The sequence below is a fragment of the Chitinophaga sp. 9-1-y genome, assembly GCF_059511905.2.
Map to the genome: position 1 here is coordinate 5,086,482 of NZ_CM197955.1, position 13,837 is coordinate 5,100,318.

Annotated in this window: 16 protein-coding genes; 3 read left to right on the plus strand and 13 right to left on the minus strand. The window is 47.1% G+C overall.

Annotation, left to right across the window (positions count from 1 at the left end):
* Positions 1 to 57: 57 nt before the first annotated feature.
* The 6 genes from AC5ZC7_RS20010 to AC5ZC7_RS20035 all read right to left on the minus strand — a co-directional run bounded on the left by AC5ZC7_RS20010 (position 58) and on the right by AC5ZC7_RS20035 (position 5,002).
* On the minus strand, positions 58 to 978 hold the full coding sequence (locus AC5ZC7_RS20010) for an EamA family transporter (protein ID WP_496157123.1): 921 nt from the start codon (positions 976 to 978) through the stop codon (positions 58 to 60).
* Entirely contained in the window at positions 971 to 2,386 is a 1,416-nt protein-coding gene (locus tag AC5ZC7_RS20015) for a pyridoxal-dependent decarboxylase (protein WP_496157122.1), read from the minus strand. The genes AC5ZC7_RS20010 and AC5ZC7_RS20015 overlap by 8 nt, the downstream gene beginning before the upstream one ends.
* A 234-nt stretch (positions 2,387 to 2,620) precedes the next feature.
* Complete coding sequence (locus tag AC5ZC7_RS20020; protein WP_496157121.1) at positions 2,621 to 3,106, minus strand: methylated-DNA--[protein]-cysteine S-methyltransferase; 486 nt, start codon at positions 3,104 to 3,106, stop codon at positions 2,621 to 2,623.
* Positions 3,107 to 3,115: 9 nt separating this feature from the next.
* Complete coding sequence (locus tag AC5ZC7_RS20025) at positions 3,116 to 4,024, minus strand: DNA glycosylase (RefSeq protein ID WP_496157120.1); 909 nt, start codon at positions 4,022 to 4,024, stop codon at positions 3,116 to 3,118.
* A gap of 150 nt (positions 4,025 to 4,174) precedes the next feature.
* Positions 4,175 to 4,615, minus strand: a complete 441-nt coding sequence (locus AC5ZC7_RS20030) for a carboxymuconolactone decarboxylase family protein (protein WP_496157119.1) — start codon at positions 4,613 to 4,615, stop codon at positions 4,175 to 4,177.
* 39 nt (positions 4,616 to 4,654) lie between these two features.
* Entirely contained in the window at positions 4,655 to 5,002 is a 348-nt protein-coding gene (locus AC5ZC7_RS20035; RefSeq protein WP_496157118.1) for a SnoaL-like domain-containing protein, read from the minus strand.
* Positions 5,003 to 5,098: 96 nt separating this feature from the next.
* Here AC5ZC7_RS20035 and AC5ZC7_RS20040 point away from each other — a divergent pair, with 96 nt between their 5' ends.
* Complete coding sequence (locus tag AC5ZC7_RS20040; protein ID WP_496157117.1) at positions 5,099 to 6,529, plus strand: aminotransferase class I/II-fold pyridoxal phosphate-dependent enzyme; 1,431 nt, start codon at positions 5,099 to 5,101, stop codon at positions 6,527 to 6,529.
* Positions 6,530 to 6,600: 71 nt separating this feature from the next.
* Complete coding sequence (locus AC5ZC7_RS20045) at positions 6,601 to 8,031, plus strand: aminotransferase class I/II-fold pyridoxal phosphate-dependent enzyme (protein WP_496157116.1); 1,431 nt, start codon at positions 6,601 to 6,603, stop codon at positions 8,029 to 8,031.
* 237 nt (positions 8,032 to 8,268) lie between these two features.
* Here the strand turns inward: AC5ZC7_RS20045 and AC5ZC7_RS20050 are convergent, their stop codons facing one another.
* From AC5ZC7_RS20050 to AC5ZC7_RS20060, 3 genes are all read right to left on the minus strand, one after another.
* Complete coding sequence (locus AC5ZC7_RS20050) at positions 8,269 to 9,018, minus strand: SDR family oxidoreductase (protein WP_496157115.1); 750 nt, start codon at positions 9,016 to 9,018, stop codon at positions 8,269 to 8,271.
* A gap of 19 nt (positions 9,019 to 9,037) precedes the next feature.
* Positions 9,038 to 9,793: an SDR family oxidoreductase gene (locus tag AC5ZC7_RS20055; RefSeq protein ID WP_496157114.1), complete on the minus strand. Its 756-nt coding sequence runs from the start codon at positions 9,791 to 9,793 to the stop codon at positions 9,038 to 9,040.
* Positions 9,794 to 9,929: 136 nt separating this feature from the next.
* Positions 9,930 to 10,199 (minus strand): ArsR/SmtB family transcription factor, encoded by a 270-nt coding sequence (locus AC5ZC7_RS20060; protein ID WP_145673940.1) that lies wholly within the window; start codon positions 10,197 to 10,199, stop codon positions 9,930 to 9,932.
* A 275-nt stretch (positions 10,200 to 10,474) separates the two neighbouring features.
* Between AC5ZC7_RS20060 and AC5ZC7_RS20065 the strand changes: the two genes are divergently transcribed.
* Positions 10,475 to 10,951, plus strand: a complete 477-nt coding sequence (locus AC5ZC7_RS20065; RefSeq protein ID WP_496157113.1) for a hypothetical protein — start codon at positions 10,475 to 10,477, stop codon at positions 10,949 to 10,951.
* Positions 10,952 to 11,010: 59 nt separating this feature from the next.
* Here AC5ZC7_RS20065 and AC5ZC7_RS20070 read toward each other — a convergent pair whose 3' ends face one another.
* From AC5ZC7_RS20070 to bla, 4 genes are all read right to left on the minus strand, one after another.
* On the minus strand, positions 11,011 to 11,688 hold the full coding sequence (locus tag AC5ZC7_RS20070; RefSeq protein WP_496157112.1) for a hypothetical protein: 678 nt from the start codon (positions 11,686 to 11,688) through the stop codon (positions 11,011 to 11,013).
* A 22-nt stretch (positions 11,689 to 11,710) separates the two neighbouring features.
* Entirely contained in the window at positions 11,711 to 12,034 is a 324-nt protein-coding gene (locus AC5ZC7_RS20075) for a hypothetical protein (RefSeq protein WP_496157111.1), read from the minus strand.
* 8 nt (positions 12,035 to 12,042) lie between these two features.
* On the minus strand, positions 12,043 to 12,780 hold the full coding sequence (locus AC5ZC7_RS20080) for a hypothetical protein (protein WP_496157110.1): 738 nt from the start codon (positions 12,778 to 12,780) through the stop codon (positions 12,043 to 12,045).
* Between the two features lie 154 nt (positions 12,781 to 12,934).
* Positions 12,935 to 13,837 carry a class A beta-lactamase gene (gene bla, locus AC5ZC7_RS20085; protein ID WP_496157109.1) on the minus strand — a complete coding sequence of 301 codons (903 nt, stop codon included), beginning with the start codon at positions 13,835 to 13,837 and terminating at the stop codon, positions 12,935 to 12,937.

Genomic DNA, 13,837 nt, shown 5'->3' on the forward strand with positions numbered 1-13,837 from the left:
GGTAAACACCGGGGTGAACATCTGACTATTAACTTCTACCTTAAAATATAACTATTACTATTTTGCAGTCGTAGCAAGACTTTTCTTATTCTTATTGATGGCATTATTCACCAGGTATACTCCGCCGATGGTGACGAGTGAACAAATACCGGTTAACCAGGTAAGTTGTTCATGTAACAACAGCCATCCCAGCAACACCGCTACCACCGGGTTGATGTAGGCATAAATGGATACCTGCGCAGGTGGCAGATTATTCAATGCAAACACGTAGGCGGAATAGGAAAATACGGATCCTACCAACACCAGGTATATGATACTTTCCCACAATTCCGTGGTAAAAGTGCTTACCTCAATATGTTGTCCGAGGAAAAAGGTACCTACCAGCAGCATTATAACACCGCTGAAAAACATCTGGAAACCGGCTCCATACAAGTAGTTCACGCCCAGTGCCCATTTGGCCGTCAACACAGATCCCAATGCCCAAAAGATACAAGAAACAAAGGCGATGAGGATACCAAACTGGAAATCCGGGTTCATCAAACTCGACAGGTAATTATAGAAGATGCCTGCTACGCCCCCGAAGCCGAGGATCATTCCAATGATCAATTGTAAGCTAAGCCGGGTACGCTGTACCAGGAAATAGCTGGCAATGGTAATCCAAATGGGAATGGTGGCCGCAATGATGGCGCCCAGTCCGCTGGGAATAAACTTCATTGCCCAGGTGAGTAACCCATTGCCCCCACAAAGCATGAGGGTACCGATAATAAACAACTTCGACAATACCATTTTCCCGGGCAACTTATATCCACGCAATAAAAAGAATCCGGTTAGTAAAAATCCGGCTGTCGCCTGTCTTATGCCTGCCAGCATCACGCCGTGCATATGCCTCACCCCCACGCTGGAAGCCAGGTAGGTGGTGCCCCAAAAAATACTTACAATGGCAAGCGCGATGTAAGCATTTGTCCTTGATTTACGCATAAGTATATTTATTCACTATTTTTTCTGCCAGCACACTCATGGTATTATACACGAGGGTAACATCTTTTTCACTGGTTCTCCAATTCACCAACGCAGCGCGGATGGCCTGGCGTCCATCGTAAAATGTAGCGGTCATACATACTATGCCAGAGGCATTCAGGAGATCCAGGTATTCTTTTACCGCTTCCGCTTCATCTGCTGCGGCTACGTTCAGGGTAAAGCAAACTACGCAGAGTCTTACCGGCGATAACAACACAAATTTCGCGTCTTCTTCCAGCAGGCTGCCCAGTTGTTTGGCGAGTGTAATATTATTCTCCACCAGCGAACGATAGCCTTCTTTACCATAGGCCATCAGGGTAAACCAGGCGGGCAGGGCGCGCTGCCGGCGCGAATTTTCCGGTACATAATTGATGAAATTAAACTGCGCGGCCGGATCGCCGAGATAAGCAGCGCCGGCATTCTGAAATACCACTGATTGCAACTGCGGATGCCGGCAAAAAATCATGGCAGCATCATAAGGTACATTCAACCATTTATGTGCGTCGATGGTGATGCTGTCTGCCTGCTCCCAACCATTCAGCAAATGTTTCCACTGATCGCTGCAGGCGGCAAATCCACCGAAAGCAGCATCTACATGCAGCCAGAAATTATATTTATCCCGCAGCTTCACCAGTGCGGCGATGTCGTCAAAGTCAACCGTATTCACCGTACCGGCATTGGCCACGTAAATAAAGGGGCCTTTGTTTTCCTGCAGATAGGTTTCCAAAGCGGCGATGTCCACACTTTCCCGGATTTCGGGAACGGCTATACGAACCAGGTTATTCCGGCCCATTCCCAGCATAGACATGGCTTTGCTGATGCTGGAATGAGGCGTTCCGGACAATACTTTGATAGTACCCAATGCTCCCAGGCCCTCTGCGGCAACGTCTATACCCAGCTGTTGTCCCAGCCATTGCCGTCCTACCGCTAAGCCGGTAAAATTCGACATGGTAGCACCTGTCGTAAAGCAGCCCAGGAATACTTCAGGTAACCCAAATAATTCTTTTAGTAAAGCGATGGTTTCCGTTTCCACGTAGAAAGCGGCGGAACTTTTGTCTGATGAATTCAAATCCATGGCAGCAGTCAGCCAATCGCCCATCAGGGAGGCCGGTGTCACTCCGCCCGTAACAAAGCCCCAGTAGCGGGGTCCTGCTGCGGCAGTGATGCTGTTCCCATATTGTTGCCGGAACATTTCCAACGTCGCAGCGCCACCCAGGCCGGTATCAGGCAAGGATAAACGATGATGGATGGGCACCTGTTTATCGGTGGCCAGCTTATCGATAGAAGACAAAAATTTGCTGCTGAAATCTTTGGTTAACTGTAAAAGCTGATCTGTATGCTTCAGATCATCCTGCAATTTCAAATCCATGTTTACGCGACGTTGATAAGTGATCGGTTGTAATTCAGGATCAAAATTGAGACAATTATCAATGCCAAAACAGATGCAGTTTTGTAAATTTTGAGGATATCAGATGCATGGGGAGCGGAAAGCTAAAAGCAGAAAGCTAAAAGCTATTGTAGCGATTGACCAGCGCGGATATTAATATGCTTTGCGCATTCGCTGCTATAGCTTTTAGCTTTCTGCTTTTAGCTTTGCGCTCATTCATAGCAACCCGGTAAACAGGTCCATTCGCTCATGCTCAATCAGCCAGCGTTTGCGCCAGATACCACCGGCATACCCGGTGAGCGTACCATTGGCGCCAATTACGCGGTGACAAGGTACAATAATAGCCAACCGGTTTTTGCCATTGGTAGTACCCACTGCCCGGATACTTTTCGGGTTGTGTATACGGCGGGCCAGTTGTTGATAAGAAATGGTTTGCCCGAAGGGAATGGCTAACAATTGCTGCCATACCGATTGCTGAAAATCGGTGCCTTCCTGCGAAAGCGGTAAATCAAATACTTTACGCTCGCCGGCGAAGTACTCGTAGAGTTGCTGTGCACAATCCAGCAGCAAAGCGGGGGCCTGCGGAAAATCGACCGGAGGTTCGTCCGTAAAAGATACGGCATTGATATGTTTAGTAGTGCCGCTAATCAGCAGCGGGCCAACGGGGGTGTCTATACGTAAATGATATATTCCTTCTTCCATGCTATTAGTCTATTGGGGTAATAAGGACCTCCACAAATAAAAAGTGGCATACGCCGCATGCTCCTTCCATGGCCGGGTGTACTCTTTTAGTGCCGTCATGGAAGGTTTACTTTCCAAATTTAATCTATTTTTTATCGCATTCTGTAAACCAACATCTTCCAATAGTACAGATTGTGGAAAACGCCGGTATTTCATCAGCGCATAGTTGGCCGACCAGTTACCAATACCTTTGATGGATACCAGTCTTTCTAATGCCGCTTCATAACTCAACTTATCTAAAACGGCTTCGCTGAGATCCCCGCCGGCCATTTGCCGGGCTGTTTCCACCAGGTATTTTGCTTTGCTACGGGAAAACTGCATCGGCGCTAATACTTCCGGGTCCAGGGAGGCAACAACAGCCGGGTGTGGGTACAAATAATAGTCGGTATCATTCACCTGGGCATGATACCCGAAATGGGTAATAAACCGTTGACGGAGTGTATATGCAAAAGCCAGGTTAATTTGCTGGCCGATAATTGGCCAGGTGATGGCTTCAAATAAATCAGGCATGCCTATCAGTCGCAGGCCATGATACTCCTGCGCCAGGCCTTTTAACAGCGGATCGGTTTCCGTGTAATCATAGAAAGGTTGCAAACTGGCATCCAGGTGCAACCAATGGGTAATAAACTGTTTAATTGGTTCCTCAGCTACTTCTTCCTCCACTGGCGCCAATACTGTTACTTCGAGATATTCCCGTTGCGGCGCGGGGCCTATTTCCACTACCACCGGTGTTCCTTCCGACAACAGCATTCGTCGCACTTTGCCATTCCGTATATAATGCAAACATTCTTTTTCTGATCTTCCCAGGAACCGCAGGCACTCATCAAAAGAAAAGTGCTGCGGCTCGTGAATGGGTATCCATATTTTTTGCAAAGCCATACACAAAGTTACGCAACGCCCGTTTGCGATAACTGCGATTTCTTGCTGTTTTTGTCTTTGTACAGGATTATACTGATTTCTAGTTCTTATAATCAAAAAACAAAATCAGTTTAATCAGTATAATCCTGTACAAAGACAAATTCCGCTGCATTATCCCAACGGTTGCGTCCGGGCAGTAACGGCTACCCTGTTCCAGGCATTGATCATTACAATGGCGAGGATGATCTGTGCTACTTCCTGGGGCGTAAATACCGCCAGGGCTGCGTTGTATACATCGTCCGGTACGTGGGTGGAGCTTACCAGGGTAACGGCTTCTGTAAGTGCCAGGGCTGCCCGTTCCTTGTCGGTAAAATAAGGTGCTTCATGCCAGGCGCTCAATGCGTAGATGCGTTGTTCGGTTTCTCCCATTTTACGCGCATCTTTGGTATGCATATTTAAACAAAAGGCACAGCCATTGATCTGAGAAGCCCTGATTTTAATCAGCTCAGACAAAGTTTTATCCAGGCCCATGCCATCAGTAAAAGTTTGCAGTGCCAATAAGGCGTTCAATGAGCCTGGTACCAGTTTATAAATGTCCATTCTTGCTTCCATAATGGTAATAATTAAGTTTAAAATTTGTGATGAATAATTTTAATAGAAGAATTGTTCACGGATAATTTTATCTTCCTTCAGATGATATACGCATAGTTCATTTCTCGTTCGTCGTCCTATTCCCCTGATGGTTACATCCATCAGCAACTGCACAGCGAAATAGTCATCTGCCACAATCGGGTCGGATATTTCCAGCAGATGCCGTTCTTCAATATTATCGAGAAACATACGCTCTTTGGCCATGATGGCTGGCAAGCCGGAGGTAATGCGGCCATCCGGTTCTAGGTTTACGGCGTCTTCGTGAAAAAGCCTGGCTTGTGCTTCGGGGAACTTCCATTCCCGGCATAATTGCGTTAAGGTGTAAGCCACTTGTTTTACAACTGTCATACGGGTGATTTGTGGATACAAAATAAGCCCAAATATCACCACCAAAACAGATACAGAATAACGAATATTAAACCATAACAGATTACCTTTGGTGAGATGAAAAAAAATAACGGGTTTCTATATCTACAGTTAGCGGAAAAGATCCAACAAATGATTGGTGGTGGCTCGTATGCGGTGGGCGACAAGCTTCCATCCGTGCGTTCCCTCCATTTGGAACATGGTATCAGCATCAGCACGGCATTACAGGTATACACCCACCTCGAAAAAACGGGTTGGGTAGAAGCCCGGGAAAAATCGGGTTACTTTGTACGGTACTCACACAACATCCGGCCTGCATTACCTCCGGTATCCAATCCACAGCCTACGGCCTGCCAGGTACAGGTCAACGAAAAGCTCGCGATGTTCCGCAAAACCAGTAGTTCACAGAAAACGATTTCATTAATAGGTGCTACACCGGAAACCTCCCTGTTACCATCTACCAAACTAAAGCGGGCCTTACAGCTCTGCGCCCGTGAACTCGATACTTCGTATATCCCTTATGGTGATATATCCGGGTATGAACCTTTCCGCCGGCATATTGCCAAGCATTGCCTTAACTGGGGACGGGCAGTATTGCCAAATGAAATTATAGTTACCAACGGCGCTATAGAAGCAGCGGTACTCTGCCTCCGCGCTGTAGCGAAAGCCGGCGATACCATCGCCATTGAATCGCCCACTTTTTTTGGACTGCTGCTGGGCATTGAAAGCTTAGGCATGAAAGCCCTGGAAATCCCTACTGATCCGGTAACCGGCGTAAGCCTGGATAAACTGGAAGAAGCCTTTAAACAAAAGAAAGTGCAGGCCTGCCTGTTTGTGAGCAATTATAACAACCCCCTGGGCAGCTGCATGCCCGATAATCATAAAGAACAGCTGGCAAAGCTACTACAGCAATACCAGGTGCCCCTGATAGAAGATGATGTGTACGGCGATCTGCATTTTGCGCCGGAACGCCCCCGCACCGTAAAATCGTATGATGAAGAAGGACTGGTACTGTATTGCTCCTCCTGGTCTAAATCCATTGCAGCAGGCCTTCGTATAGGCTGGGTGATTGGTGGCCGCTATCATGAAAGAATTGCACAGCTGAAATTCATGACTTCCGCAGCCACGGGCTTGTTGCCACAGCTGGTGCTGACCAAATTCCTGGACCAGCAACGGCTGGATTTACACCTGAAATCATTGCGACAACAGCTCAACATGCAAACCATGCAGATGACGAGAGCCATACAGGAATATTTCCCGGCAGATACACAGCTCACCCGCCCCAACGGCGGCATCAGTTTATGGGTAGTGCTGCCGCCGAAAGTAAATACCTGGCGACTGCATGATGCCGCGGTGGAACAGGGTATTACCTTTACACCCGGCGCCTTGTTTTCCAGCCAGGACCGTTACCATAACTGCATCCGGCTCACCAATGCCAACCCCTGGAATGACGACCAGGAGTGGGCCGTGCAAACGCTCGGCCGGCTGAGTAGTCAACAACTAAAATAATATCTCCCGAAAAAATAAAAATAAAACAGATGGCAAATTTGTAATTTTGACCAGATCAGATTTGCATTGCCATGATAAAAACCGCCGATCACCTGTATCTGCAGGTAGCTGATAACATAGAACAGCTGATAGAAAAAGATGTGATGAAAATTGGGGAGAAACTCCCCTCTGTGCGCATGCTCAGCAAGCAACAAGGAATCAGTTTAACCACCGCCTTCCAGGCTTATTATCATCTCGAATCAAAAGGGTTGATTGAATCCAGGCCCAAATCCGGCTACTACATTCGTTTTGCCAGTCGGCGTATGCCCGCCATGCCTTCCACCTGTGCGCCGGTAAAGAAAGCCAGCGAAGCTACGGTGAGTGATATGGTGATGGAAGTATTCAACCAGATCCGGAATCCTAATTTTTTGAATCTCTCCGTAGCTACACCGCCACCGGATGTACTGCCGGCGGCTAAAATGGCCAAAGCCGTGGTACATGCACTGCGCAATCTGCCTAACAATGGCATCGGCTATGAGCCACTGCAGGGCAACGAACTCTTACGCGGACAAATAGCGCGGATGTCGCTCGCCTGGGGCAGCGCGTATACCGCAGATGATGTCGTGACCACCAGTGGCTGCATGGATGCCCTCACGCTTTGCCTGACGGCCATCACCCAACCCGGCGATACCATTGCGATTGAAAGTCCGGCGTATTACGGCTCTATGCAGTTGGCGGAAAGTTTGGGATTGAGGGTGCTGGAAGTGCCTACCCATCCGGTGTATGGCGTAGACCTCGCATACCTCGACAAAGCCATTCCCCGTCATAAAATCAAGGCTTGTCTTTTTGTTACGAACTACAATAATCCATTGGGTTCCTGTATGCCGGATAAAAACAAAAAAGAACTGGTAGACATGATGGTGAAATATGATATTGCACTGATAGAAGATGATATTTACGGAGATCTTTATTTCTCCAAACAACGCCCGGCCAACTGCAAAACTTTCGATAAATACGGACATGTGCTGCTCTGCAATTCATTTTCAAAGTCGCTGGCCCCGGGCTACCGCGTGGGCTGGACCATGCCGGGAAAATACAAGGAGAAGGTGTTGATGATGAAACAGAATCACTCTATCGCCTGTGCATCGTTGCCACAGGCGGCAGTAGGTCATTTCCTGGAAATTGGCCGTTACGAATTTCATTTACGGAACCTGCGGAAAATGCTGCATACCCAGTGTTTACGGTACTCACAGGCGATCAGTGAATATTTCCCGGAGGGAACCCGCATTTCACGGCCACAGGGAGGTTGTGTGCTGTGGGTAGAGTTGGATGAATCCATCAACACCTTTGAGTTATTCCAGCAGGCGCTTAAACATAAGATCAGCTTCTGCCCCGGCAGAATTTTCTCTTTGCAGAATAAATACAATAACTGTATGCGTATCAGCTTCGGGAATCCGTGGAGCAAACAGATAGATGACGGACTGAAAACATTAGGTAAGCTCATCAAAAAAATGAGTACATAAAAAAAGACCGGAGTAAGAATACCCCGGCGCTTTTAACTTACAACTTATTATGTTTTGCACAATATTTAAAGTTGCTGCCAGATGCCTGTATAGCAAGCGGCACCTGGCGAACAACCAATGGGATTAACATCCTAAACAACCGTTAACTGTAATCAACAAAGAAAATTCTTTTTAATGTCCTTGCTGCTGGTGCAGCATTTGCACAATGCTGCACACTGCAATGCCCAGGATCATTTATTAAGCGATCAACGGGTGTACCATAAGTCCACCGTCTACATTATATTCTGCGCCTGTAATGAAAGACGCTTCGTCTGAAGCCAGGAAAGTCACCATGTTCGCAATATCTTCCGCCTTTCCTAATCTGCCTATGGGTGTAGTGTTACCCAGGTGTGTTTTGAGTACATCCGGCATCCCTACTTTTTCGAGTAAAGGCGTAGCAATAATACCCGGATTCACCATATTCACCCGTATTTTACGACCAGCCAGTTCCCTGGATAAGGTTCTCCCCAGCGAGTTCAATGCTGCTTTACTGGCAGATACGACTGTTGCATTAGGTGTACCTGAATATGCATTCAGGGCCGACAACAAGGTAATAGAACCGCCGTCGTTCAGGAGTGGTAATAAAGCCTGTATGGTGAAAAAGGCGCCTTTGAAATTAACATTCATTAATTCATCGTATAAGTCTGTTGTAACCGTTTCAAACGGTGCCAGTTTCGCCACACCTGCATTTATAAACAAGGCATCAATCTTTCCAAATCTACCCTGCACATATTCCGCTAACCGCTTTGCATCGCTTAAATCTGCCTGATCTGATTTAAAACCTTCTGCAGGATGTCCGAGTGCGTGTACAGCCTCCTGTATCGCCGCTGGATTACGACCTGTTATCAAAACCTTTGCGCCCTTTGCCAAAAATGATGTTGCGGTTGCGTAACCTATGCCGCTGTTACCGCCTGTGATAACAACGATTTTATCTTTTAATGATGACATGAATAACTGATTTGAAAAATTAGGCGATTAATGGGTGTACTGTGAGGCCTCCGTCTACATTGTATTCGGCGCCGGTGATGAAAGAAGCATCGTCTGAAGCGAGGAAAGATACCAGTTTGGCTACCTCGTGTGGCAAGCCTATTCTGCCTAAAGGTATCTTCGTTCCGAGGGCTTCATGACTCAGGGCTTCCCTGGGAATGTCTGCCTTTTCGAAGATGGGTGTATCGATAGGTCCCGGATTCACTACGTTCACCCGGATTTTTCTGCCGGCCAGTTCCCTGGACAATGTACGGCCCAGTGAGTTCAGTCCTGCTTTGCTGGCGCTGTATACTGCTGATCCTGGCATACCAGCGTATGCGTTCACAGAGGATAACAGGATAATGGTGCCGCCGTCATTAATTAAAGGGAGTAAGTGCTGTACCGTGAAAAATGCGCCTTTCAGATTGGTGTCCATCATACTGTCGAATAATTCTTCCGTTACGTCGGCAAAGTTCCCAAATTTGCCACCGCCTGCGTTTACAAACAGGATATCTATCTTTCCATAACGGTTACGCACATACTCCGCTAATTTTGTTGCGTCTTCTATCCTTCCCTGGTCTGCTATAAAACTGTCGACTTCTTTGCCAAGTGCATCCACTGCCTGCTGTACGGCATCTGGTCTGCGGCCTGTAATCAATACCTTTGCGCCTTTCTCCAGAAAATCTGCTGCTGTTGCATATCCTATACCGCTGTTACCGCCCGTGATAACAGCAGTCTTGTTTTGTAATTGTGCCATCCTATTGATTTATTTAAGTTTATCAATATAATACCTTCAAAAAAAAGAGAATTTTCATCTCTCCTAAAAACTAATTCAAAAACTTCAATGTATTAATCTATAAAAAAAGCTGTTGGTAAACCCGCCCGGTAGTCCCTCAGCTTAATTGTAAAAAGAACATCGACAATTGCTTCATCATCTCTTTATTGAGCGTTAATTCCACAATTCTGCCATTTTTTGAAGAATTCAGCACACCACTATCCACCAGGATCTTCACATGGTGCGATACCGTGGGTTGCGATAAACACGTAAACTCACATACATCACCACAAATCAGCTTGCCCTTCTTAACAACCTCCATTATAATAGATAATCGATGCTTGTCGGCGATGGCATTTGCTGCTTTTTCTATAACTGCTAAATCCATGCAACAAAAGTAATACATTTTTCCAAATATCGAAATATTTCGATGGATATTTTTCAGGGACTTTCCCTCCACTCCTCCCCAACCTGCTGAATACCCGCCATGACAGCGACATTCAGCAGGCGGGACATTGCTTAAAAAAAACTGCTGCCCCGAATTCCGGCCCCGTTCCCGCCGCTGCTTAATAGTTGCACCCGGTACATTTTTACATTATCTTGCGATTACCTGTGCCGGCCTGCCCGCAACAGGGTTATCAAATATGCCAAACAACTATTGCTATGAAAACCATGAAAAAGCACCTCTTACTGCCTGTAGCACTATTTACACTTGCCGCCTGTCACGAAAGCAAAGTCGCCGAAGAACAAACTGCTACCGCCGCCGCACCACCGCCATCCAACGCCATTCCGGCAGGCGCTGAAAGCATTTCACAACCTTGCGCCATACTGTACGCTCCTGATAGTGTTCAACTTGAAAAGTTAAAGAAAGAGAATGGGGAAGAAGCCTTCTACACGATGGCGGATGATAATCAGAACTACATGGCGGATGCCCGCATCTTCCTGGAAGGGAAAGGGGTAAAAATTATGGCTCCCAACGGAGGGAAACTTCACTTCGAATCCAAAACCGGCCACGCTACTACTATTGACTTAAACGATCCCAAATACAACTGGGAAGCCTGGCTGTACGACGGTAACAAAGTGAATAAAATAGACCTGACGGATATTGAAAATGAATATCTGAAGTATATGAAGAAATAGCTGTTGGCTTATAGTAAAAATGCCGCGGAGAACAATCTCCGCGGCATTTTTACTATAAGCTATTCTTCTGCAAACCTCATGGCCGATGCAGGCGGTTTGCCGGAGAAAATAAACTGGTGATCTTTATTGCTGACGCTTACCAGTTTCTCTTTCGAGACCAGGAATGCTTCACGGCTGAATTGTAACCTCCCTAACCCCTCTCCTGGTGCGATCAATAATTTATTCGCCTCCGGTGGCACCGGAAAATCAAAAAACACCGTATCATACATGCTATGCAATATTTTCAGGTGCCGGTAAGAAGGTTGATCCACCAGCGCTTCAAATCCACCGGTACTTTCCTTTAGCACCATTAATGAATCCATAGCCGGATGTTCTGCAAATTGGCAAACGAGATAAGGTGCATGCTGATAATTAAATGCAAACAGCAGTAACATCTTACCTGGTGGCACATCTTTATCCTGCGAAGCAGTTATCTTAAACTTGGGCGCCGGTTTATCTGAATCCAGGTAGAGTGTATCGCCCCGTTGCTGCCAGATCCCTTTGGTAAACTGGTCCATCGCACCATAGCTCATCGAATAAATAAACCGGTGATTATCGAAAATGCACAGTTCTTCTGCCATTTCCATCTGGCTGGCGGTATAACAACCGGTGATGATATCCATACTTTTTGTTTGCGCAAAAATCGGGGTGGCCGGTATCAGCAGGCACCACAACAATATGATCCGGGGATATTTCATATACCTGATTTAGCAGGAGGCATCAGCCCAGCCGCTTCCTCCTCAAATACTGTTTGATTCCCAGCACAAGTACTACTGTAGCAAATATACCTATCAATGTGGGAAATAGCCAAACGCCGCCTATATCATAACAGAGCTTTTCGGTGCTGGTCATCCGGATGCGGCCGCCGGTGGCCTCCCAGGCCTGTAATTCCCGGAACCTCATTACGGCAAAGATATAAAATGCGGCACTGACCACCAGCGTCAATGCCAATGTGGGCCATGCCTTTTTAGACATACCGTTTACATACTCGTACTCACTTTCGTGGTAAACCAACTTTTTCTTTGGTGAAGGGGTTTCTTCCATATCTATACTTATTTATCGGCGCGAACTACTTTAGAAACCCTGCCGGGAGAGTTTTGCGACTGACGCGGCAGCGTGGAAAAGTACTGATACTGATGCAGGCTTTTCATGGAAATAATCACCGGGGCAGCGCTATAGCTGGTGGTTTCTTTCTCCAGGTCTTCCCAAAAACCGGACGTATAGGGATTAATGGGCTTGTCGGCGGTGCCTGTTCTGCTGGCGTTACCGGGAACTACGTAAATGCTGTCGCCGCTGATATTTGTTACTTTAAACAACGAATAAACATCGTTTGTAGTGGTAGCGGTGTTCCCCTCAACGACCAACGTGCCGCCGGTGTTGGCGTAAAAAATATCGCCTACTTTAGGATCGGCTACATAGGCCCCTACTTCCTTATCGCTGCGGTCTTTTTTGAACTTCGCGATTCTCGCGAAAATCGCCAGCACCAGGATAAAAGAAGGCACAACAATCAGGCCTCTCCACAAACGCAGTGGTGTACGGGTGCCTGCCTTCAGCTCCTTGTATTTCGCAGTAATTTCGGGCGTCCATTTCGATGCCGGAATTTTTTCTCCATTATCACAAAAAGCAACGCCATATTTCAGGGAAGGCATCATGGGACCAACCAACCAGATGTAGCGCTGCAATACTGCGATGGTCACGCCGGTACCGCCGCCATTGGCTGCAGGACATGCCAGGTCCGGATAATGCTTCCGGGTATGCTCCATAGATCTGATCTGGTAAACAATAATCATAAATATCTGGGTTATGGGTGATGGTTCTTCATGATGGTTTTATCGCAAGGCTACATGACATCTAAAGCCGGGCTAAAAACGGGTACTACAATACAAATCAGGTGCAATATTCTGGAATTATCAACGAAAGAACAAACAATGGCGGCATTTTTTTCTAGTGCGCATATTTATCCCATACTGCCCTGGCTATTTTAGCAATGGTGGCATCGCGCTCATCGTCGCCGGCCCGGGTGTCGGATACAAATACGGTAATGGCTATATGTTTTCCATCGGGCATGGTAATAATACCGGCGTCATTATGCGCGGCGGTGAAGCCGTCGATTGTCCAGGAAGTGCCTGTTTTATGCGCTACTGTTGTACCCGCGGGCAATAAACCTTTTAGTCTTTTTGCGCCTGGCGTGGAAGTAGTCAGGAGGTGCAACAAGTAGCTACGGCTACTGTCAGACAGTATGGGTTGGGTATAAAACGTTTCAAATAACTGCGTCATTGCCTGCGGTGTACACCAGTTGGTATATTGTACCTGGAGGTTCTTTTTCTGCACCTGTGCTTCTTCCGTAGTGCTGATAGCCATTTGTTTGACTCCCAGTTGATGAATGGCCGCATTCACCTTTGCGGGCCCCCCTAGTAATTTAAACAGGATATCGCAGGCGCTGCCATCACTTTCCCGGATGTTGTAGTCCAGCAATTCCCGCAGTGTTAATGTAACGTTACCTTCCGGGTACTTTTGCCGAATCGGACTATGGCCATCCGTTGTCAGATCCGACTTCAGGATCTGCACCGGCTGATCCAGCCGCATTTTGCCGGCATCTACCTGTTGCAGGGCCGCAATAGCCACGGGAAATTTATAGACGCTCTGCATGGGGAAGTGATCGTCCCGGCGAAGCGACACCGTGTCTCCTGTCTCCAGTACTTTTACAAATATGCCTACTTTCCCTGTTATATTTCCGCCAATTTCTGCCAGTTGCTGACGGAGGTTTTGCTGTGCGGAAGCACGGGGGAGATAACCCGCTAAGCAGGCTACTATGGCCGTTATAAAGATGGATCTTGTTTGCTGCAT